The sequence below is a fragment of the Phascolarctobacterium succinatutens CAG:287 genome, from assembly GCF_000434895.1.
Classification (GTDB): domain Bacteria; phylum Bacillota; class Negativicutes; order Acidaminococcales; family Acidaminococcaceae; genus Phascolarctobacterium_A; species Phascolarctobacterium_A succinatutens_A.
In genome coordinates, this window is the sequence record NZ_FR892758.1 from 13,598 (window position 1) to 36,033 (window position 22,436).

The 22,436-nt window shown below is 43.0% G+C and carries 23 protein-coding genes; 20 read left to right on the forward strand and 3 right to left on the reverse strand.

Translation table 11 applies throughout. The features are described 5' to 3' along the window. Nucleotides 1-307: 307 nt before the first annotated feature. Together BN587_RS01610 and BN587_RS01615 are read right to left on the reverse strand one after the other, a co-directional pair. Nucleotides 308-1,723, reverse strand: a complete 1,416-nt coding sequence (locus BN587_RS01610; RefSeq protein WP_021719402.1) for a DHA2 family efflux MFS transporter permease subunit — start codon at nucleotides 1,721-1,723, stop codon at nucleotides 308-310. Further along, nucleotides 1,716-2,222: a MarR family winged helix-turn-helix transcriptional regulator gene (locus BN587_RS01615; RefSeq protein WP_021719403.1), complete on the reverse strand. Its 507-nt coding sequence runs from the start codon at nucleotides 2,220-2,222 to the stop codon at nucleotides 1,716-1,718. Before BN587_RS01615 ends, BN587_RS01610 begins: the two co-directional genes overlap by 8 nt. A gap of 233 nt (nucleotides 2,223-2,455) precedes the next feature. Between BN587_RS01615 and BN587_RS11280 the strand changes: the two genes are divergently transcribed. The 6 genes from BN587_RS11280 to BN587_RS01650 all read left to right on the forward strand — a co-directional run bounded on the left by BN587_RS11280 (nucleotide 2,456) and on the right by BN587_RS01650 (nucleotide 7,379). Then, complete coding sequence (locus tag BN587_RS11280; protein ID WP_021719404.1) at nucleotides 2,456-3,466, forward strand: hypothetical protein; 1,011 nt, start codon at nucleotides 2,456-2,458, stop codon at nucleotides 3,464-3,466. 35 nt (nucleotides 3,467-3,501) lie between these two features. Then, nucleotides 3,502-3,861, forward strand: a complete 360-nt coding sequence (locus BN587_RS01630) for a hypothetical protein (RefSeq protein ID WP_021719405.1) — start codon at nucleotides 3,502-3,504, stop codon at nucleotides 3,859-3,861. Between the two features lie 75 nt (nucleotides 3,862-3,936). Beyond that, nucleotides 3,937-4,611 (forward strand): hypothetical protein, encoded by a 675-nt coding sequence (locus tag BN587_RS01635; protein WP_303684778.1) that lies wholly within the window; start codon nucleotides 3,937-3,939, stop codon nucleotides 4,609-4,611. Nucleotides 4,612-4,964: 353 nt separating this feature from the next. Continuing rightward, nucleotides 4,965-6,266 carry an ATP-binding protein gene (locus tag BN587_RS01640; protein WP_021719407.1) on the forward strand — a complete coding sequence of 434 codons (1,302 nt, stop codon included), beginning with the start codon at nucleotides 4,965-4,967 and terminating at the stop codon, nucleotides 6,264-6,266. Between the two features lie 189 nt (nucleotides 6,267-6,455). Next, nucleotides 6,456-7,043, forward strand: a complete 588-nt coding sequence (locus tag BN587_RS01645; protein ID WP_021719408.1) for a GNAT family N-acetyltransferase — start codon at nucleotides 6,456-6,458, stop codon at nucleotides 7,041-7,043. 6 nt (nucleotides 7,044-7,049) lie between these two features. Next, nucleotides 7,050-7,379 carry a winged helix-turn-helix transcriptional regulator gene (locus BN587_RS01650; protein WP_021719409.1) on the forward strand — a complete coding sequence of 110 codons (330 nt, stop codon included), beginning with the start codon at nucleotides 7,050-7,052 and terminating at the stop codon, nucleotides 7,377-7,379. A gap of 78 nt (nucleotides 7,380-7,457) precedes the next feature. On the opposite strand, the gene BN587_RS01655 is transcribed toward BN587_RS01650, so the two are convergent. After that, nucleotides 7,458-8,522: an acyltransferase family protein gene (locus BN587_RS01655; RefSeq protein ID WP_210685220.1), complete on the reverse strand. Its 1,065-nt coding sequence runs from the start codon at nucleotides 8,520-8,522 to the stop codon at nucleotides 7,458-7,460. A gap of 236 nt (nucleotides 8,523-8,758) precedes the next feature. Here BN587_RS01655 and BN587_RS01660 point away from each other — a divergent pair, with 236 nt between their 5' ends. From BN587_RS01660 to BN587_RS01730, 14 genes are all read left to right on the forward strand, one after another. Further along, nucleotides 8,759-9,583 (forward strand): hypothetical protein, encoded by an 825-nt coding sequence (locus BN587_RS01660; RefSeq protein ID WP_021719411.1) that lies wholly within the window; start codon nucleotides 8,759-8,761, stop codon nucleotides 9,581-9,583. A gap of 94 nt (nucleotides 9,584-9,677) precedes the next feature. Beyond that, entirely contained in the window at nucleotides 9,678-10,955 is a 1,278-nt protein-coding gene (locus tag BN587_RS01665; protein ID WP_021719412.1) for an OmpP1/FadL family transporter, read from the forward strand. 119 nt (nucleotides 10,956-11,074) lie between these two features. Continuing rightward, nucleotides 11,075-11,680, forward strand: a complete 606-nt coding sequence (locus BN587_RS01670) for a DUF1847 domain-containing protein (protein ID WP_021719413.1) — start codon at nucleotides 11,075-11,077, stop codon at nucleotides 11,678-11,680. A 185-nt stretch (nucleotides 11,681-11,865) separates the two neighbouring features. Next, on the forward strand, nucleotides 11,866-12,654 hold the full coding sequence (locus tag BN587_RS01675) for a histidinol-phosphatase HisJ family protein (RefSeq protein WP_021719414.1): 789 nt from the start codon (nucleotides 11,866-11,868) through the stop codon (nucleotides 12,652-12,654). Beyond that, complete coding sequence (locus tag BN587_RS01680; RefSeq protein WP_021719415.1) at nucleotides 12,651-13,415, forward strand: fumarylacetoacetate hydrolase family protein; 765 nt, start codon at nucleotides 12,651-12,653, stop codon at nucleotides 13,413-13,415. The genes BN587_RS01675 and BN587_RS01680 overlap by 4 nt, the downstream gene beginning before the upstream one ends. 144 nt (nucleotides 13,416-13,559) lie before the next feature. Next, a complete protein-coding gene (locus BN587_RS01685; RefSeq protein WP_021719416.1) occupies nucleotides 13,560-14,906 on the forward strand; it encodes an MATE family efflux transporter in 1,347 nt (448 codons plus the stop codon). Nucleotides 14,907-15,048: 142 nt separating this feature from the next. Further along, on the forward strand, nucleotides 15,049-15,612 hold the full coding sequence (locus BN587_RS01690) for a hypothetical protein (RefSeq protein ID WP_021719417.1): 564 nt from the start codon (nucleotides 15,049-15,051) through the stop codon (nucleotides 15,610-15,612). Nucleotides 15,613-15,724: 112 nt separating this feature from the next. Further along, nucleotides 15,725-16,612: a 16S rRNA (cytidine(1402)-2'-O)-methyltransferase gene (gene rsmI, locus BN587_RS01695; protein ID WP_044483926.1), complete on the forward strand. Its 888-nt coding sequence runs from the start codon at nucleotides 15,725-15,727 to the stop codon at nucleotides 16,610-16,612. Further along, nucleotides 16,605-18,566, forward strand: coding sequence for a methionine--tRNA ligase (gene metG / locus BN587_RS01700; protein ID WP_021719419.1), 1,962 nt, complete (start codon nucleotides 16,605-16,607; stop codon nucleotides 18,564-18,566). The genes rsmI and metG overlap by 8 nt, the downstream gene beginning before the upstream one ends. A gap of 120 nt (nucleotides 18,567-18,686) precedes the next feature. After that, the gene (locus BN587_RS01705; RefSeq protein ID WP_021719420.1) at nucleotides 18,687-19,277 is read left to right on the forward strand and encodes a hypothetical protein; all 591 of its coding nucleotides are present in this window, start codon (nucleotides 18,687-18,689) and stop codon (nucleotides 19,275-19,277) included. Between the two features lie 3 nt (nucleotides 19,278-19,280). Next, on the forward strand, nucleotides 19,281-20,060 hold the full coding sequence (locus BN587_RS01710; protein ID WP_021719421.1) for a TatD family hydrolase: 780 nt from the start codon (nucleotides 19,281-19,283) through the stop codon (nucleotides 20,058-20,060). Nucleotides 20,061-20,174: 114 nt separating this feature from the next. Beyond that, a complete protein-coding gene (locus tag BN587_RS01715) occupies nucleotides 20,175-20,369 on the forward strand; it encodes a hypothetical protein (RefSeq protein WP_044483927.1) in 195 nt (64 codons plus the stop codon). A 1,197-nt stretch (nucleotides 20,370-21,566) separates the two neighbouring features. After that, the gene (locus BN587_RS01725) at nucleotides 21,567-22,040 is read left to right on the forward strand and encodes a hypothetical protein (RefSeq protein WP_021719425.1); all 474 of its coding nucleotides are present in this window, start codon (nucleotides 21,567-21,569) and stop codon (nucleotides 22,038-22,040) included. After that, on the forward strand, nucleotides 22,003-22,436 hold a 434-nt coding region (locus BN587_RS01730), incomplete at its 3' end, for a hypothetical protein (protein WP_303684779.1). The genes BN587_RS01725 and BN587_RS01730, both read left to right, overlap by 38 nt.

Consider the following 22,436-nt stretch of genomic DNA (forward strand, 5'->3'; position numbering starts at 1 on the left):
GGATTACGATAAACAAAAATAAGGGAAAGAGCGTAATCCGCTAAGGACAGCATACAGAAAAAAATCAGCTGTCCGGATTGCGAAAAATAAGGGAAAGAATGTGAGCCGTAAACGCAGCATAGAAAAATAAAAGCTGCGTGGCTTGCAGTAATTGAAAATAAGGGAAATATTAAAAGGTCGCTTACCTGCGCGTCAGATGCAGGAAGCGGCTTTTTGAAATGCGAGCATAATGTTTTTGATATAAAGAGCCTCCTGGCGCATCTGCGCAAGGGAGGCTTTTGCGATATCTGTGATAGAATGCAGTAGATTAAGCGTGAGCAGGATTTTTCTTTTTAATAAGAGCGAACACCTTTAAGGAGCAGCAAAGGATGAGCACCGCGCTGATAGTGAGCACATAAAAGCCGTGTCTGCTGCCAAGCATGGTAGCATGCGCGATATTAGCCGGGTCCGCAGCCTGTGCGGTTGCAACAATCGTACTAATAACCGCCGTACTGACTGCGCCTGCCAGCTGCAGCAGCGTGTTCATCGCTGCGTTGCCGTCGGCATTCAGATCTTCCGGTAACTGGCTAAGGCCATTGGTCATAATCGTTCCCATGGAAAAACCTTGGCCGAAGGCAAAGAACAGATAGAACACAATGAAGAGCAACGAGCTCAGCTCGCTCGGATAAAGGCTGTAGCAGATGACGGATACGAGAATTGATGCATTGCCTAGTAAAATCGGGCGTTTGGCACCGAACTTGTCCAACAGCCTGCCGCTGATAGGCGCAAGCATAGCGCCGATGATACAGCCGGGCAGCAGCAGACAGCCTGCGGTGAAGGCATCAGTATGCGAAACAAGCTGCGCATAGTTGGGGATTAAAAAACCAAGGCCAAGGCAGATAAAGCCGACAAGCAGAAGGCTGACTGTGCTGAGAGTATAGGGCAGATAACGGAAAATCTGTACGCGTAAAAGCGGTGCGCTGCTGTTTAATGATTGTTTGTAGAAGGAAGTTAACGCAACAAAGCAGATTGCGAAAAGAGCAAGCACCTCGATACTGAACCAACCGAAGTCAGAGGCAATACTGGTGGCAAAAATCAGGCTGCTGAAGCCGATGATAAGCAAAAGGTATAAGCCGAAGTTAAAGCTTGTTTGCTCAAGTTTGCCGGCCTGACGGATATTTTTGATACCCAAGATGGCAGAAAGCAGTAAAAATGGCAGCAGGCTGACAAAAATCATGCGCCAGCCAAAGTAACTGACGATCATACCGCCGAGAGAAGGGCCGACAGCCGGTGCCATGGCAGTAATAAGAGAAGCTATGCCTATCATAAAGCCTAGGCGTTCACCGGGAACCTGCTCCAGAATAATGTTAAACATCATCGGCAGGGCAATGCCTGTACCGATACCCTGCAACAATCTGCCGATAAGCAGGATATTGAAATAAGGCGACCAGGCGGCGAGCAGTGTGCCTGCAAGAAAGCTGCTGATAGCAGCAGTAAACAGGCTGCGCGTTGCAAAACGGCGTTTAAGGTAGGCGGATGTTGGAATAATCAGTGCCAGCACCAACAGATAGCCGGTAGTTACCCATTGTACGAGCGAGGTGCCGATATTAAATTCGTGCATGAGCGTGGGAAAGGTAACGTTCATAGCGGTTTCGACAACCACGCCGCTAAAGGACATAATGCCGGCGGCGATAATTGATAATAGTAAGCGTGCATCCAACACACGCGCGGAGCTGTCAGTCATTATTTTTTTCCTCACTATGCATGATAACGGGAGCTTGGCCTTGCAGCTCAGGCTTATGGGTGGACATTGTTTGGTAAAGCTTGGCGATGGTGGCAGCAGTGGTGTTGATATCTGCTTCGCTGATATCGGTGATTTGTGCAGCAAGCCAATTGTGATATTGGGCGATGTAATAGGCGTGGATTTTACGTCCCACGTCTGTCATACGCAGTCTGACGATGCGTTTATCCTGCTCATCGCTGATTTTTTCAATAACGTTTATGGTCTGCAGCTCGCTTACAAGACGAGTGATACCGGGGCGCGTTACCTGTAGCAGGTCCGCAATGTCGCTGACCTTGGGAGGCTGCGCGGTACGTTCCAGATATTCGATATAGTCCAGCACTTTGAGATTACCGGGAGTTAAGCCTTCCGGCAGAGGTGGCTGCAGCTCTACTACACGCTTTGCTTCGTGGCAGGCGATAAGCAGATTTTTGATTGCTTCGATAGGCAGTTTATGTGTCATGATGATGCTCCTTTGCAAATGATTACCAAAAGTAATTATCAAAGATAATTATATTGCGGTGGTGAGGAGTTGTCAAGGTGGGGGATGGAGGCTGATTAAAATCCGTATTCTATGTAAGATTGAATTATTACAAGTAAATAAAATTGTGCTATACTAATGACAGATGAAAAGAATACTACGAATCTTGTTATGAAATGGTTCGTTAAAAGGGAATGTTATATGGAGGGCGCTTTATGTATGAGGCATTGACTGGTATTTTAGCATTTTGTGCTATGTATGTATTGATTTATAATGTTATATTATATTTTTCGAAAGCAAACCCCGGAGAAGATACTGGAACAGATACCGGAGAAGATACCGGAACAGATACCGGAGAAGATACCGGAGCAGATACCGGAGAAGATACTGGAGCAGATACCGGAGCAGATACTGGAGCAGATACCGGAGCAGATATTGGAACAGATTCTAGCAAAGTCAATTCAACGGCTGATCAGATAAAGTATCTGCAAAACCGTTACAAAGGAAAATTATTTCCTGCAAGAGTAGTAGAGTGTGAGCTTGATTTAGGTGATGTATGTCCTAAAGATGGGGATATTTTATTTGAGCATGATGCAGTTTTAGATAGCGATAGGAATTATAATCACATTCTGAGAAATGTAAAATGTTGTGATGCTTGCAATACAGTATTTGTACCAGCATTATCAAATAAGATGGTACATTTTGATGATACTAGCAATACATTGTATATAAATAAAAGAATACATGATTGCAAAAGAAATAAACATTGCATTGTAGCAGTTACTGGCATAGTAAGAAAAATAGATGGAGATATATTGAAAATAAATGTTGAGTACTGTTTTGTATGTGGAAAGTATTTTATTGAAGAAGAACAATTCAATCGCTATAAAGAGCTGTATGGTATTATACTAGGAAATTTTAAGTGTTGTAGTACACTAAGTGGCGGATACAATCCATTTATGAAAGATCACTCGTTACTTAATTTATGTGGATATAATGTAGGGCAAAAGGATAATTTAAGTTCTATTTCCAGACATAAAATACTTCGATATTTAATGGAAAATGATTTGATGAGTAAACCGGAAATAATTAAGTATTTGGATTACTTTATTAGCCTTAATGCTAAGCAGATTAATAAAAAGTTAGCCGTGAAAAAATGGAAAGAGGATCTTGATTATGTTAATATTTTTCGTATTGATAAACAAAGGGAGATTGATTTTAGATGATTTTCGAGAGTAATATTATGTAGGAGTGATTGCATATGAAAAAGAAAATACCGTGGCATTATCACGATAGAGCAAGAGGCATTTATTATGATGGAATAAAAGAAATAGATTTAGAACCGCTAATTACACTAAAGAAATTATATGACTATGGCAATACAAGTGTACTAAATGATTTAGTGGATAAGATTATTGAAGCGCAAGAAGAAAAAAACTATAAGATTTATTTGGAGAAAGCAGCTACGAATGGTAATAATTTAGCTAAAGGAGCCTTAATGGGCTTGGAAAAAGCTGGACAAGGCAGTAATAATGAGCCTGCGTGGGAGTTAGATGGATTGGTTAAATTTATTCTGGTGAGTATTTTTATTTGTGTAGTTGCCTTTATTGGCATATGGTAATATTATACTTTTTTATATGCTTTTGCCTTTTTATGTACCTTTGTTTTGCTGTGGGTAGGTGTTTTTTGGGTAATAGTGAAAATCTATCAAAGAAAATATAATAATGAGGAAACATCACATTTATCAGATTATGAAAAATATAGTATAGATTTAGCAACAGCAACGACAAAGGAGTTGGTCGAGCACTTTCATATGACATATTCTTTAGAAGATGGATGCGAATATGTTACTTTAGGAAGAAATCAATATGTGTTAAATGAGCGCAAGGATATATTTGTTAAAAGAAAAAACGAAGTATTAGTGTATTTAAAAGAGCGACAGAGTTTTATTAATAGTTATTATGATAAGTTGGATAAAATTCCTGGGTTAGCAAAATATTTTCAGCTATATGATATGTGGCATAAATATAACAGATTAATATTTACTGGAGAGATAGATGAAAAGAAAGAAGATGTGGAAGCGGATAAATTTGGCTTGCCTAGACCTAGTGAAGTTAAGAAGACTTATCCCAGAGTTAGTGCTTTAATGGAAGCCTTGAGCATAGCGGAAAATTATCCCTATAATGATATTGGCAATGTGACAATACGAAGAATTATTAATGGAGAAGACTACGATTTAGCTTTAAAAGATGTAGATAAATACATTAATGGTAATCTAAGTATTGCTGATGTCAGTGAATATGCCATTGATATGAAAAAAATTGTACGCGCATATCTTGAAAGAAACTTAGATGCAGATGTCACGTATTAAATAATAAGCTGTAGAATATTTATAAAAATAAATCATTAAAAATATTTTACTTTTGATATACTAATAGTAGTCGAAACGGATATGTAAATGTAGGGCATTTTATATAAAAAATCGGAGGAGAACCCTAATATAGAAAAAATATTGTGTTTAAATCCAAGACAGCTTTATTAAGACTTAAAGTCCCACAGGGAAGTAGCCCCTGATGGCTTTAAGCTTGATGAAGCTGTTTTTTATTATCCTCATGAAATATGCAGTAGTTGCATATTTTATCCTCATGAAATCTGCACTGATTGCATATTTCATGAGGATATGCTAGAATGAGAGTAATTTAGAGAGGGGAGTGAGCAATTAAAATGTTACGTAGAAAAATATATGATAAGCTTTTAGCGTGGAAAAACAGTACAGGCAAAAAAGACGCTGTGTTATTACGTGGTGTTAGGCAGTGTGGTAAAACATATATTGTCAGAGAGTTTGGTAAGCGGGAATATAAAAATTTTATAGAGATAAATTTTATTGAGCGACCTGATATGCAGGCAGTCTTTTCCGGAAATCTTGATGTTGATAGCATGGTTCAGCAAATTAAACTTAGTATGCCGGGGTGCCAATTTATTCCCGGTGAAACGCTTTTGTTTTTGGATGAAATTCAGGATGCACCTAACGCCAGAACTTCCTTGAAATTTTGGACGCAGGATGGACGTTTTGATTGTATTGCCTCCGGCTCATTGCTGGGCATAGATTACAAAAATGAGGTTTCTATACCTGTAGGATATGAACAGCAGCTAATTATGCGGACTCTTGATTTTGAAGAGTTTCTTTGGGCGCTTGGTGTAGAAGTAAATCTCAAGGAGATGCTGGCACCATATATAGACGGAGTAAAACGAGTTCCGGAAGCTATGCATAATTCTTTAAACAAGTATCTGCAGGAATATATGGTAGTTGGTGGACTGCCTGAGGTAGTTGATACATATATTGCAACGAAGGATTTTTACCAGGTACATCTGTTACAGGAAAAAATTTTGCGTGATTATCAGGATGATATTGCTAAATACGCGCTGAATCAGGATAAAATTAAGGCTAAGCAGTGTTTTCTGTCTATCCCGCGTCAGTTAAGCAAAGAAAACCATAAATTTCAGTATTCTGTTGTTGAGAAAAAGGCGACAGCAAGAAAATTTACCAGTAGCTTAGATTGGCTCCATAATGCCGGATTAATTGATTTTGCTTATAATGTGAATTCACCTTGGTTCCCATTGAAAGCGTATGTCAAGGAAAATCAATTTAGAGTTTATCTTTGCGACATAGGTCTTTTGGTAGCTATGTATGGTTATCAGTTGAAAATTGCTTTGTTGTCAGATGCGTTGGAGGGACCGGCGAAAGGTGGCATTTATGAAAGTCTTGTTGCCGATATTTTAGCAAAAAGGGGAGAAGAGCTTTATTACTATAAAAAAGAGGATTCAACCTTAGAAATTGAATTTATCTTAGAACGGGATTGTAAGCTTGTACCTGTAGAAGTGAAAGCCAGGAAGGGCTCGACACGTTCATTAAATGAGCTGCTTAAAATGGATAATATCGAAAGAGGTTATAAGCTCACAGCACAAAATACCGGTGTTGTTGAGAAAAAGATTACTTTACCTTTGTACATGGCTGCAATTATATAATCTTGATGAAGCTGTTTTTCTATTATCCTCATGAAATATGCAGTAGTTGCATATTTTATCCTCATGAAATCTGCACTGATTGCATATTTCATGAGGATAGCTTAAAATAGAGTTAAAAAGAATGTTTAAGACACTAAAAAACTGATTGTACAAGTGTTGTAATTCGATTATTGAAGTGGAGAAGCATAAATGTTATCAAATTTTACCCCGCAGGATATTTCCTATGCCTCCCATCTCACTAAGCTGACATGGGGTGATGAGATGGCGCTGACTAATGATGGCTTGAAGGATGTGCTGTACGAGGCGATGGTACGTTATTATTATCGCAGTGAGGCCTTTTCTTTAAAAATGACTGATGAAGACGGCATGCAGGGCTTTTTGCTGGCGGCGCCCTTGAGTGAGCGTGACAATTCCCAATCCTGGTTAAAGCAAAGCCTGCAGCATTTTGAGTGCGAGGAACAGGATCTTGTTTATGATTATCTGCGCTATTTGTCTTATAACGGACAAAAGGTGAGGGCGTTGGCAAATCCGGAGGATTTGCTGCTGTGCCTGTTTTTGAGCATGAAAAGCGGTGTTGGCAGCAAGCTGTTGCATAAGGTGGAAGCGATTGCGCAGAAAAAAGGTGTCAAAAAGCTCTATTTATGGGCGGATGCTACCTGCGATTATGAATATTACCGCAAGCGTGGCTATAGCGAAGCGGCGCATTTTACGAATAATATTCTGCCGCAGTTAGGCGCACAGGAGACGTGGATATACAGCAAGGAGCTGAAGGAGTGATTGTAAATGTTGCATGAAATGAGTGATGCTTTACCGGCTTGTCCGGTAGAAACTACACTGACCTTAATCAGTGATAAATGGAAGGTGCTGATTTTACGTGACCTTTTGACGGGAACAAAGCGCTTTGGCGAATTGAAAAAATCTTTAAACGGAGTCAGTCAAAAGGTGCTGACGTCGCAGTTACGCCAAATGGAAGCCAGCGGTCTGCTGACGCGCAAGGTTTATGCTGAGGTGCCGCCGCGTGTTGAATATACGCTTACTGAGCTTGGTTACAGTCTGCAGCCTGTTTTGGAGGCCATGCGTGACTGGGGAGAGGCGTACAAGAAGAGATTTTGATTTGAGGATATAAGCAAAAACACCACCTGCAAACGCAAGTGGTGTTTTACAATATATGGGGAATAAGAAGAAAACTTTTTACAGACGGCTTACATGGCCGATGAAATAATGGCCCCAGGAAACACGCGCCAGTGCTTCCATGGTCAGCAGGCTGAGGCTGAGCATAATGATGAAGAGCAGCGGATAAAAGCAGAGCTGCTGCGGTGACATATGCAGCAGTGTAAGCAGCTCGCTGCCGACATACATGTAGATTATGTGAATCAAGAATAAACCGAAGGAATAGTTGCCCAGATACATCATAAAGCGCTTGCTGAGGCTGTCCTGCGATTCCAGAGTACAGGCGTAACGGAAGAGCATAGCGATGATGATGCTGTACAAAAACAGATTGAGCGGGAAGCAGACAAATTCCAGCAGCGGCAGGATATGCAGGTAGTATTTAGCAAACCAGCAGCCGCCGATTAAAATCAGATTCAGGATGAAGCCTGTCATCAAAAGAACGTGATGGGTGTCAATCCAGCGCAGCATTTTTTTATGGTAGATATAAGCCAGCATACCGAAGGAGAAGTAGGCGATATAACGCAGAAAGGTGGTAATCTCCAGCGTTAGGATAACTGCCTGATTGCTGCAGCTGATATTGTTGCAGATTTTCCAGAACAGCTGCAGCAGGATTACCTGAATAATAAAGCGGTGCAGCCTGTGATGCAAGCGGCAACGGTTAAAATAACGCAATAGCAACGGATAGATAGCATAAAAACCAAATAACGCCCGGAAAAAGGCCATGTGAACAGCGCTGCTGCCGGTGATAATAAGATAAGCTGCCTGCTTAAGCGTGAAGCTGGCATTGCTGAAAAACCAGGCACCGCCCAAATACAATAGCGAAAACAGCAAATACGGCGAAAGCACCGACAGGAACATTCTGCGGAAGAAGGACCACTTATAATAATCGGCATGGCGATTGTGGCTGATGAACATATATCCCGAAACAAACATTACCAGGGGTACGGCAAAGAGGGAAATAATATCCAGCAGCATTTCGGAAATAGTGACCCATGATTCCGCGTGAGCGTGGCTGAAGTACCAGGTGGTGTGCATCAGCATGACGCCCAGAACCACGAAGCCACGTAATAATAGGGGAAAACTCATAGCTTTATACATCTTCTTTCTCTCTAGTAGAGTTATTGTACTACTTTAAATTTTATAGTCAAATAGCGATTAAGCATTTACATTATAACCAAATGGAATATAAAAGATTGATAAGCTATGACAGATAACATATAAGCATTAATATTATTACTCCTGTACAGGTTGACGCTTGACAAAGACAGCGGCAACGCAGATAATTTGAATAGAATATATAACAGATTGAGGAGGATACTGAAATGGAAAAACAGGAATGGCAAGGTTATGTACAGAAGGTAGCAAGCTGTGATTACCCTATACCGTTGAATCTGATAAACGATTATGATGATTGGAAATGCCGCAGCAACGTAGGACGTATGCTGATGATTTTAAAGGATATCGAGGGAGCTATGGCGGTGCTGGCAACCGTAAAGGATGTGCAGCCTGATATGGAGGATGCACCGGAGTTCGGACTCAGTGAGGCGGAGCATAAGGTACTGTGCCTGCGTGATATTGCAGAAATCATTTGGCGCTTGACCGGTACCGGTGATGCACCGATTATTTATTTGAATGAAGCCTACAGACTGTGCCGTGAATACAAAAAGGTTTTCCGCAGTGCAGATCGTGGCGCTATTTGGGCGCGCAGACTGGAGCTGGAGCGCTCCTGCGGCGCCGAGGATGCTGCATTGAGCGAGGCGAGAGCAATGCTGGAGGCGGAAAAGGCTGTGGAAGGTGTTAATCCGTACCGTTTCCACGCACTGAAGTTTATTGCGGAAAGCATGGCGGAGCAGGGCGATTATGCTAAGGCTGCGCTGCTTTTGGCAGATGCCTACAAATCCTTCCCTGTGAACGAGGCTGCCAAGAAGGCTCTTGCTGAGGCGGAGGCGGCAGCAGATGCTAAGGAAAGATATGCGATGTATCATCACTGCACCACGATTCAGTACCAGCCGTGGGAAAAGGATAATGTGCCGACGCTGGAGGATGTACGCCGCCTGCAGGAGCGCAATTTTGCCCGTCGCGAGGCAGCGAAGGCTGCCGGTGAGGAGCCGGATGAAAAGGGTTCTTTTCAAAGTTTAATTAAATAATTAAAACGAGCGATTAAAAGATTTTGTACGCACTTTTCACGAATCTGTTACAATTAGTAGCAGGTAATAAAAATGTGAGAAGGGATGTACTTATATGAATAAAAACTTTTTAGCTTTAGGCTTAGCTGCAGCTCTGCTGGCACCCCAGGTAGCAGGCGCTGAAGGCTTTGCTATTAACGAATGGTCTGCTGAAGGCGTTGCTATGGGTGGTGCGCGTATGTTTGCTGAGGACGATGCTGCAAACGTGGCTTACAACCCTGCTTCTATCACCAAAGTAAAGGGTGAGGTAATGAAGAGCAGCTACACTTATCTGAGCCCGCACGGCAACTATAAGCTGTATGATGGTGCAGGCAAAGAAATTGAGGACGGCAAAAACGTTGTTCATGCCGGTTGGGCAGTAGGCAGCTACTACGTAAGGCAGATTAATGATAAAGAATGGTTCGGCATCGGCGCTTTCCCGCGCTTTGCCATGGTATCCGAGTTTGAGCGTGCCAGCAAGGCATCTACTAATGCATTTTTCTCTAAGCTGAACGGTGTCAGCGTTACTCCGACCTATGCGCACAAGTTCGACAAAAAATGGAGCGCAGCAGTTGGTGCGGAAATCAACTATGTCGGTCTGGAGCTGCAGAAAAACCTGCAGATGAAAATGCCTGTGGGAACCAAGATTGCTACTATCGACGGCACTACTCAGATTGAAGGCGAAAGCTATGCTTTGGGCTGGAATGCTGCTGCCAACTATGCCTTTGATGATAAAAACGAAATCGGTGTAGTTTATCGCAGCCGTATTAAGCATTCTTTAGAAGCAGATTTAAAAGGTTATAATACAAAACCCGATTTAATGGGTGGCGGTGACGTTTTCGGCAACGCTTATGGTGTGGTAACTCTGCCGGACAGCTGGGATATCGGTTACAACCATAAATTTGACAAGAAAACCCGTCTGGAATTGAAAGCTACTCGTACCAACTGGAGTACCTATGATGCTTTGAATGTTTATTTTGATAAATCGCTTGTAGGTATTACTGGTATAGCAGAAAGCTCTCCTTCTGCTAAAAACTGGTCCAACGGCTGGCGTTATGCTATCGGTTTAGAACACAACTTCAGCGATAAGTATGCAGCTATGGCAGGCTTTGCTTTCGATGAATCTTCTATTCCTTACAATGGCGGTGACTTCATGGTTCCGACCGGTCTGCGTCGTACCTATTCCATCGGTGCTCGTTACAACGATAAGAAACAGACCGTTGCTGTTGCTTTGGGCTGGATGGATGTCGGCAATCTGGATTTTGCAGGTCATGCTACCGATGCTTATAAGAGCGCTCATGCTTACGACAGCTTTACCAAGATTGCTTCTATTTCCTACCAACGTAAATTCTAATTTCATATTTTAGCTTTACCGGAGCTGCTGCACGAAAAAGTGTGGCAGCTCTTTTAATATGTCTGCTGTTTGTGCTACAATAGGCTTAACAAGGTTATTGGCGAAAGGAGAAAAGTAAAATGAAATGTGATTGCGCTAATTGTCCTACACATGCCTGCTACACCAAGGGTGTTAACTGCACAGGCGTGCCCCTGGAGGCTGTCAAGGAAGCCTATACCGAGGAAGAATTGAAGCTCATGCAGGCTGCTGCCTACGTTGAAGGCACGTTCTACAGTAACATCTGCCGTCTGCAGGAAACTGCGGAGTTTGCCAAAGCTATGGGCTACAAAAAGCTGGGCATGTCCTTCTGTATCGGTCTGAATGCGGAAGCACGTTATATTGCTAAATATTTTAAGCAGCAGGGCTTTGAGTTTTACAGCGTATGCTGCAAAAACTGCAGCTTCCCCAAAAAAGAGCTGGGACTGAAGCAGGTTAAGCCGGAGCTGGAGCATGAAGCAATGTGCAATCCTAAATTCCAGGCTAAGTTTTTGGCAGAAAAGGGCGTTGAGCTGTACATTTCCTGTGGCCTGTGCGTTGGACACGATGCTATTTTCAATATGAATGCCGAAGGTCCGGTAACGAATCTGGTAGTTAAGGACCGTTTGCTGGCCCACAATCCGTTGGGCGCTATTTATTCCCGCTACTGGAAGCGTAAGCTGGGAATCATGGACGACGGCGAGGTATAAGATACATTGAATTTTGCAGAGAGCTCTTCAGAAAATCTCAAAGAACAATTTAATTTTTCTTTGAGATTACTCTCTGCTAACTTCTTTGTAATTTTCTCGTTAACTAAGCAAAAAATCCTGCCTTTCCCCGTTGCTTTTTTATTGCAATTTGATACAATATAATTTACGGAAGGAAGGTACACTAAATGATATATGATACACATATGCACTGCGATTATTCCTGCGACAGCGAAATGAAATTTGCTGATGCCATCGGCGCAGCAGCTGAGCAGGGAATTGGTATAACGATTACAGAGCATTGGGATTATGATTATCCGACTAATCCGGAAGCATTTACCTTTGATATAGACGAATATTTTGCGCGTCTGCAGCCGCTGAGCAGCGACAAGGTGCTGATAGGCATTGAAATCGGCATGCAGACACATACTGCAGCTGAGGATAAAAAGGTGGCACAGGCTCATCCGTTTGACTATGTGCTGGCCTCTATCCATTGCATCGGCGGACGTGATTTATACGAGCAGACTTGCTACAAGGGACGCACACGTCAGCAGATTGTAGAAGAATTTTTGCATGATGCGATTACCTGCCTGGAACAGGAGCGAGATTTTGATGCGTTTGCGCATATTGACTATATCTGCCGTTATTGGCCGTATAAGGGAGCGGAGCGTGAGCTGCGCCTGCAGGATGCACCGGAATTATTCGATAAGCTGTTTTTACTTTTGATTGAGCAGAATAAGCCTATCGAAATCAATACACGTCGCCTGGATGATGCTGCTGCGGTAGCAGGCTTGCTGCCGCTGTACAAGCGTTACCGTGAGCTTGGCGGCAAATACTGCACTCTTGGCAGTGACGCCCATTATAAGGAGCATGTAGGGCGCAGATTGCAGGAGGCGCTGGCGTTGGCAGCGCAGGCAGAACTGACACCTGTTTATTTTAAAGCGAGAAGGATGCAGATTATGGAGGGGTTAAAATGAAATGCGTGCGTTTTGAGGATTTGCGGACAGGCAACAAGCGTATAGGCTTTATTGACGGCGATGTTATCCGTTGCGTATATGGTTCCTTGGAAACATACTGGCAGATAACGGATGAAACCTTTGCTATGCGTGATGTACGCTTGCTGGCACCCTGCGTACCGAAGCAGATTATCTGCGTCAGCTTTAATTACCAGAAGCATGCGGCAGAATTCGGTGTAGAAATTCCGCGCGAGCCGAGTATTTTTTCTAAGGCTGCGCATACCGTTGTCGGTACAGGTGCGGATATCATCTGGCCGAAGCAGGTGCAGGAGCTGGCCTTTGGCGCGGAATTGGGTATTGTCGTGAAAAAGAGGATGAAGAATGTTAAGGCAGAAGATGTACCTAAATATATTTTGGGTTATACCTGTGCTAATGATGTTACGGCCCGCGACCTGCAGCGCAAGGAGCGCCAGTGGCTGCGCTGTAAATCCTTTGATACCTTCTGTCCCTTGGGACCGTGGCTGGAAACGGAGCTGGATCCCAGCGATTTATCCATCCGCTCTTATGTCAACGGTGTGCTTAAGCAGGATGCGCGCACGAGCAATATGATTTATAATCCCTATGAAATCTTGAGCTACATCTCTCAGAGCTTTACATTGGATGCCGGTGATCTGATTTTGACAGGTACTCCGGTTGGTGCCGGGCTCTTAAATGAGGGTGATGAAATCACCATTGAAATCGAAGGAATCGGGAAAATTACCAACAGAGTTGTTATGGAATAAGATTTTACAAGACGTGTGTTGCTGCACGTCTTGTATTTTTTTCCTGATTGTGCTATATTTTGACTGATAAGTCAGTGATATATATTGTAATATCGGACTGATACTGCTGCTTGGGAGAGAGCAGCTAAAGGAGGTTCTTTTTTTATGCTTCAGAATATGACTGAAGGCGCACCATTAAAGCTGATTATTCCCTTTATGGTGCCGCTTCTGATAGGAAATGTTTTTCAGCAGCTGTATAATATTGCCGATATTATTATTGTCGGGCGGACGATTGGTGTGAATGCTTTGGCTGCCGTAGGTGCGGTGTCGCCGCTGTTTATGCTCACGATGGTGCTGACGATTGGTCTCAGTAACGGCTTTACTGTTGTTACGGGCCAGCGCTACGGTGCGCAGGATATGCAGGGAATGCGCCGCAGCATTGCTACCTGCGTTGTATTGAGTATATTTTTCGTCTTTCTTATTATGGGTATTATGCATTTGGTTATCGACCCGATGCTGGTGATGATGAATATTCCGCCGGAGCTGATGGAGGATGCCTATGCCTATGTAATGATTATCGTCGACGGTTTGCTGGCGATGATGGCTTATAATCTTTTGTCGGGTATTATGCGTTCACTTGGTGACAGTAAAACGCCGCTGTACTTTCTCATTATTTCTTCGATAGTGAATATTATTTTAGCGCTTGTTTTCATCATCAGCTTTGGCTGGGGTGTACCGGGAAGTGCGTTTGCCTTGGTTATTGCCCAGGCTTTTTCCGCAGTGCTGTGCGTAATTTATATTTACAAGCGCTTTCCGCAGCTGCATATTCATCGCAGTGATTTCAATTTAGACTGGCCGGAGCTGTGGGCGCATCTGCGTATGGGCTTGCCGATGGCAGTGCAGTTTTCGGTTTTGGGCTTGGGCATTATTATTTTGCAGTCAGTCTGCAATAAATTCGGCAGTGACCAGATTGCCGGCTTTACTACGGCAATGCGCGTGGAGCAGCTGGCGCTGCAGCCGATGATTTCCTTCGGTATTGCTATGGCTGTATTTACGGCGCAGAATTTCGGTGCTCGCCGCTTTGACCGCATCCGTGATGCGGTGCACTGCTGCTCGCTGCTGACGCTGGCCTTCAGCTTGTTTGCGGCGGTTGTGGTCTTTGCTTTCGGCGAAGAGGTTATCGGAATCTTCCTGGATAATCCGTCACCGACAGTTATGGAGTCCGCACATCTTTATATCTTGTATACCGTGCCTGTTTACTTCTTCCTCAGCCAGATTTTTATTTACCGTAATGCCTGCCAAGGCATGGGTGTCAGCATGATTCCTATGCTTTCGGGTGTGGTTGAACTGATAATGCGTTCTATCGCGGCGATATATCTCAGTGTGCCCTTTGGCTATGAGGGCATCTGTATGGCGGAGCCGATTGCTTGGATCAGCTGTGCAGTCTTCGTTTTTGCAGCCTACCATTATTTTGTGCGTCTGCTGGAAAAGAAATATACACCTGTTGACTGAAAATAATGCAGAAAAATATTCCGCTGAACTACATAGTAATTACGTGCTTGAAATATTTTTACTATGAGAATTTATCTCGACAAAAATTCCTGCGCAGGTTACAATTAAAGTACAGAGAATACATTTAAGGATGGTGAATGCTATGAAAAAAATCTTGCTGCTTCTGTCGATGCTGATGTTTATTTTTACTGCTACCGTATCGGCGGCGAGTGCTGTTTTCTTAAAGAACCAATGGTATGAGCCCAGTGAGGGAACAGCAGAGTACGTCAGAGTATTTACAACGGATAATCCTGATTATTATCGCTATATCAATGACAGATTTGCTTTTGCGATTAATCTTCCGGCAAACTTCAATCAGGCCTTCGAGAGCACTAACGGCGATGGCTGTGTTTTTAAGGATGAATACGGCTCCAGCTTTACTGTCAGCGGCGGTCATAATATGGGCATGACGCTTGCCGATGAATATGATATGGATATCCAAAATCATCCGTCTGCTGCTTATAAGGCTAAAGGCGATGACTGGTATGTTATTTCCTATCTGGAAAATGACAGGATTTACTACAAAAAGTGCTTTATTAACGATGAATATTGGAATACCTGGTATTTTGATTATCCTTCCTGGTTGGCAGACAGCTATAATAATAAATGCGCTGCTATCGAGTCTACATTTACACCCGGTTGGAAATCCGGCCGAGCTGTTTACTGATAAGCTGAACGCGTAACGAAAGTTACGCGTTTTTTCTTTATTTATCACGCTGTGTGTGATAAAATTAATATATTATGGGTTAGTATGTACTGCACCTGCTGACCACCGTTAAATGATAGGAGGCGGAGCTGTGACAGCAGAGCAAAACAATATATATGGAACACTTTATTTATGCGCTACACCTATCGGTAATCTTGAGGATATGACACCGCGCGCTTTGCGGATGCTGCAGGAAGCAGATTTGATTGCGGCGGAGGATACACGTCATACGCTGCAGCTTTTAAATCACTTCAACATCAAAGGACGCCTGGTGCGTTATGATGAGCACAGCAAGGATAAGCAGGGCGAATATCTTTTAGGCCAGCTGCTGGAAGGCAAAAATGTTGCTCTTGTAAGCGACGCAGGTTTTCCGGGAATTGCTGATCCCGGTGAAGCTTTGGCGCATGATGCGATTGCTCATGGTATCAGAGTGGTGCCTGTACCAGGTGCCAACGCTGCTTTATGTGCTTTGATTGCCAGCGGTCTGCCGACGTATCCGTTTTTCTTCGGCGGTTTTTTACCAAAGAGTAAGCGTAACAGACGCGAGCAGCTGGAGCAATGGCAGCATATTCCTGCGACGATTATTCTTTACGAAGCACCGCACAGGATTGTGGAGGTGCTGAAGGATATCCTGTCTGCGTGGGGCGACCGTCCTTTGGCGGCAGCACGCGAGCTGACGAAGCTGCATGAGGAATTCTACCGCGGTACGGTCAGCGGCTGTCTGGAATGGCTGGAGGCCAATTCGCCGCGCGGAGAGTTCTGCCTGGTGCTTGGTGCCGGTGACGGTGCTTTCGCTGCAGCCGAGGAGGAGCTTGAACCTCTTGACGAGGTGCGCAAGCTGATGGCTGATGGTGTAGATAAGAAGGCTGCCTTGGCGCAGGTAGCAAAAAAACGTAAAATTCCCAAACGGGAGCTATATAATCAACTAATTTCTGAAGGAGATGGGTCTGACAATGACTAAACCGAGTTATTATATTACAACACCAATTTATTATCCGAGTGACAATCTGCATATAGGCCATGCCTATTGCACAACTATCGCTGACAGCCTGGCACGCTTTCACCGTTTGAAGGGTGAAGATGTATTCTTCCTGACCGGCAGTGACGAGCACGGTCTGAAAATCCAACGTAAGGCTAAGGAAAAAGGCGTAACCCCGATTCAGTATGTAGATGCAATTATTGCTAACTTCAAGCTGCTGTGGAAAGAGCTGAATATCTCCAACAATGACTTTATCCGCACCAGCCAGGAGCGTCATCACAAGGTAGTTCAGGACGCACTGCAAAAAATTTATGAGCAGGGCGATATCTATAAGAAAAATTACAAGGGCCTGTACTGCGTACCCTGCGAATCCTACTGGCTGGAGCGTCAGCTGGATGAAAACCACTGCTGCCCCGACTGTCATCGTCCGGTAGAGGAGATGGAAGAGGAAAGCTACTTCTTTAAAATGAGCAAATACCAGGATTGGTGGCTGCAATTCATCGAAGAGCATCCGGACTTTATCCAACCGGCAAGCCGCCGCAACGAGATGATTAATTTCGTTAAGCAAGGTCTGGAGGATTTGTGCATTACCCGTACCACCTTTGACTGGGGTATTCCTGTTCCGTTTGACAAAAAACATGTTGTTTATGTATGGTTCGACGCTCTGCTGAACTATCTGACCGGCATTAAATACGGCACCGATGATGCCTTCTTCCATAAATACTGGCCGGCAAGCCTGCACCTGGTAGGCAAGGAAATCGTACGCTTCCATACCATTATCTGGCCAATCATGTTGCACGCTATGGGTCTGGAAATGCCGCAAGAGGTTTACGGTCATGGCTGGCTCGTAGTTGACGGCGATAAAATGTCCAAATCCAAGGGCAATGTTATCGACCCGCTGGGCCTGATTGATGAGTTCGGCGCTGATGCTATCCGCTACTTCCTGCTGCGCGAAATCAACCTGGGCAGCGACGGCAACTTCTCCCGTGATGCACTGATTACCCGTGTAAATGCAGATTTGGCCAACGATCTGGGAAACCTGCTGCACAGAACCGTCAGCATGATTGAAAAATATCATGGCGGTATTGTTGCCGATACCGGTGCCAACGAGCCGATTGATGATGAGCTGAAGGCTCTCGTTAAAGAAACCGTAGCTAACTATGTTAAGGCTATGGACAACATGGAAATCAACACTGCAATTAAAGGCGTATGGGCTTTAATCAGCCGCGCCAACAAATATATCGACGAAACCGCTCCGTGGATTTTGGCTAAGGACGATACTAAGGCTGATCGTCTGAAGACTGTTATGTATAACCTGGCTGAAACCCTGCGTATCGTAGCTATTTTAATCAGCCCGTACATCCCGACCACCAGCCCGAAAATTTACACCCAGCTTGGCCTGGCCGTGCCTGAGCAGTTCCTGCTGGCAGATGCTGAGTGGGGCGGTCTGGCAAACGGCACTAAGGTTTGCAAGGGCGAGCCTCTGTATCCGCGTATCGAGGTTACCGAAGACGGCGCAACCATCATCGGCGGCAAACGCTATGAGCATAAGGCTGCAGCTCCCGCACCTGCTCCGGCAGAAGAAGCAAAGCCTGCTATGGAGCCGATTAAACCGGAAATCGCTTTCCCTGACTTCGAGAAGATTGACCTGCGCGTAGGCAAGGTTCTGGAAGCAGAAAAGGTTAAAAAATCCAAAAAGCTGCTCAAGCTGCAGGTAGAAATCGGTAATGAGGTACGCACTATTGTCAGCGGCATCTCCCAATACTATGAGCCTGAACAGATGGTAGGCAAAAACGTTGTTGTTGTAGCAAACCTGGCACCGGCTAAGCTGATGGGTATCGAATCCTTCGGCATGCTGCTGTGTGCTTCCGATGGACAGGGCAATCTTGCTCTTGTCGACCCGCAAAATCTTGCTTCCGGCAGTCGTGTAAAATAAAAAAGTGCTTGACGCACTCTGAGATTTAGAGCAGTCACTCTGATACGTTTTAGCGGATGAGGAGTGCCTGCTCTTCGTCTATTAACATATTGTCTTTTGTTTTGGAAGGGGGACTTATCAGTGTCCGAAAAGCTTTTTTCGCGCTTGTTCTGGCGACCGTATATTTTTATAGGCATCAGTATGATTTTAGTGCTGCTCAGCAGTATGGTGCCTTACATCCTGCCGCATGCATGGCTGGGACAGCATTATCCCGGTTATGACTTCTACATGTTCAAGGGTATGGCCTGGACGCTGAAGCTGGCGCTGCTGATTTATTTATATGGCATTGTCTGCATTTTTACGAAGAATTATTTCCCTAAGCTGAGCAATCTTTGCACTGAAGAGGTGCGCGCGGTGATTACCGGCTACAAGAGCAGCTGGAGCCGTGGCAAGCAGCTGTGTCCGGTTTTTACCTATAAAGTCGGTGATAAGGAATACAGCGAGGCCTTGAACGAAGCCAAGGGAACGAAGGAAAAGAGTGGCGACGTGCTGGAGCGTGGCTTTACGCTGAAGCTGCCGCGTAAAATTATTTATAATCCGCAAAATCCCAAGGAATTTTATCTGCCGGGCTGCGAATATTATTCGCGTAAGGCGGCGGTTTTCCGTTATATTTTGTTCAGCATGCTGCTGTTTTTGCAGCTGTATCTGAACTTTTTTGTGAATGTGAGGTAGATTATGAGCAGAACTGGTTTGTGGGATTCGCATGCCCATTTAGATGACGAAGCTTTTAATGAGGACAGAGAGCAGCTGATTGCCCAACTGGAGCAGGATATGGACGGTATCGTCAATCCCGGCTGTGATGCTGCCAGCAGTGCTGTAGCTGTGGAGCTGGCGGAAAAATATCCGTTTATTTATGCGGCGGTTGGCTGGCACCCCGAGAATTTAAAGGGCATTCCTGCTGATTATCTGCAGCAGCTGGCAGAGTGGGCACAGCACCCGAAGGTTGTGGCAATCGGTGAAATCGGTCTTGATTATTACTGGAAGGAAAACGAGCCTAAGGAGGTACAGAAGCGTATTTTCTTAGAGCAAATTGATCTGGCTAAGCAGTTTGATTTGCCGGTGATTATTCATGACAGGGATGCGCACGGCGATATGCTGGAGCTGTTCCAGAAGGAAGTGCATGGCGTACAGGCAGTGTTCCACTGCTTCAGCGGCTCGCTGGAGATGGCGAAGGAGCTGGCTAAACGCGGCTATTACTTTGGCTTCGGCGGTACGTCTACCTATAAGAATGCGCAGAAAGTGCGTGAGGTTATGCAGTATATTCCTAAGGAGCTGCTGCTGTTTGAAACCGACAGCCCTTATCTTACACCGGTACCGTTCCGCGGCAAGCGCAATAATCCCAGATATACGGAATATACGGCGCGTAATGCGGCGCAGGTGCTGGGAATGGATTTTGAAGAGCTGGCGGCAATTGCTACGGCGAATACGAAAAGATTATTTAAAAAGATAAAATAAAAGTACTCGGTAGAAAGTACTCGGTAGATTGTATAATGCATTTGCACACCTAAAGAGCAGGAGCAAGCTTCCAAACGCGCTGAACAGGATTTGCAGCATCGCGTTAGTCAGTCTATGGCTAAATCGCAGCAGCAAAGCAGTCGTTTGGAGGCTTTTATTTTACCTGAGGAAGAGAACAGTTTTAAAATTAAACGTTTCGTGCTTTATGCTCCGAAATATGGCTATAAATTTACATGGATAGATGAATATCTAGAAGAGATTGATGGTCAAAAAATTGTTGTGAACGGCATCAATGAATTGTTTGAATAAGGATTACTGTTATGAAGAGAATAATCAATAAGATAAAAACATACAAGATTCATATTGCGGTATATGTGCTTTGTATATATATATTAGGCTCATATTATTCTTCTAATAGACTAGCGCCATTATGGCAGCACTACTTTCCTATAAAGGTATTAGCATTTGCGCTTACTAATATTTTTATGTCCATGTATAATGGGATATATACATATGGCTTAGTTGATAATGTAAATAAGAGCTATTGGTGTTCTATTGCTTTTATATTGGCATCAATGTTGTTGGTTTGGTTGATATATATAGTAACTGGATATTATATTTGGTATGTATTTTACTAATAAACGTCAAACCACATTGTGCTTGCTAAATTTAGTCTAAGCAGTGTAAAATGTTGGGTAAGAGAATAAAGGAGAGTTTTGTATATTAGCTAAAAAATGAATTAGCTTCAGGTGTATGTTATTGATGCATTTTAATTGAAAAAACAGCAATTTTGTATAGGTTGCTTGAAAAATTAATAATAGCTTGCTCTAATATTAATTTGTTAATTAGTAAGTGCTGGTGAAACTATTTTGCTTTAATCAATGAAAAATAGCATGAAAGTAATTTAAGAGCCTGCATTTGAGGTAGTAGAGAATATAGAAGCGTGTCATTGAAACTGATAAAGACAAAATATATTCAGTGATAAAAAGAGGGGTTTCGTGAGATGGATTTTATAATAATATCTTTATTCTTTATAATAACAATACTTTCTACTATTGCAGAAAGCAGAAAGTATAAAAGAGAAGATTTTACTTCAGTATGGAAATATGTAATTTATATTGTGAGTAATTTCTTGTTTGCATCTATGATGGCTTTATTTTTGTATTGTTCATTTGTCTCTGAAAACGATTTTTTGTTAACTTATATATTTTTCATATTTAATTTTTCTATTATTTTGATGTCTTTCTACGTAGAAGATTTGGTAAGAAATAAAAAAAGAGAAATATATATTAGCGTTAAAACATTAAGAATATTACGCAATGTATTTACTTTTATTATTATAGGCATTTTGCTTTTTTGTATTTGGAGGTCGAGTTAAAATACTGAACAATAATCAGAGAATCTTAATAAATTGACGATATGTTCAAGGATAATCCTGCAATGCATCAATGGGCAAGTGCTCTTATTGGTGGCGTAGTAGCTTAGGTTGCATCTGATAATGCGCAGATGGGAGCAGCTACTGCTTCTAGCGGTACGAAGAATAACTATTTGACGCATGAGCAACAGAAGAAATATGAAGAGGAATTAGCTGCTATTGATAAAGATGATATGCTAACACCTGAACAAAAAGATAAAGCTAAAGAAAAAGTTGATTTTAAATATAGTGTCATTTCTGTACTACAAAACAGAGAATGGTATGAAAAAAATAAAGATAAGCTTCAATTAACAGGAAAAGTTGGAGATTTAAACGAATATGAGATTTTCAAAGAAGTCGTTGGAGTTGACAAGAATGGCAATGATGTGGAATTAAGAGCTGATACAAAAGACTGGATGGTAGGATATAGCAGAGATTTAGTAGAAGCTGTAGCGAATATAAAGCCTGGGGATAGAATAAAATTCTCTGATGGAAGTATATATTATGTTCAGCCTAATGGTGAGCTATATGAAAGAAGACAGTATAGGAGCATTAATGCCGTATAAGGAAATCTCCTTAGAAGATCACAATGTGACATCAAAAAGAGAATCGCTTCTTGGTAAAGATACTGTAATTAGTGATGATCACCATGAAAAAGCTGGCCAGTATGTTTATGATACGGTCGGGAATGTATTAGAAATGTCTGCTGGTTTAAAAATGAGTTATGAATTAATGAAGGATCCTAAGATTTATAGTTTCACGTTTATAGGAGGTATAACTGCCGCTGGAGTATTACTAATTCATAGTAATAATGATCTTATAGCTAATGTTTCAGGTGCTAAGCACGATCTGATTGATAACGATAGCCAAAAATATAATTTTGTTAAAGATAATTTGGGAAACAATTTTTATAATAAATTAGATATAACGGCTAAAGTAATTAGTATATATGGCGATGCTAG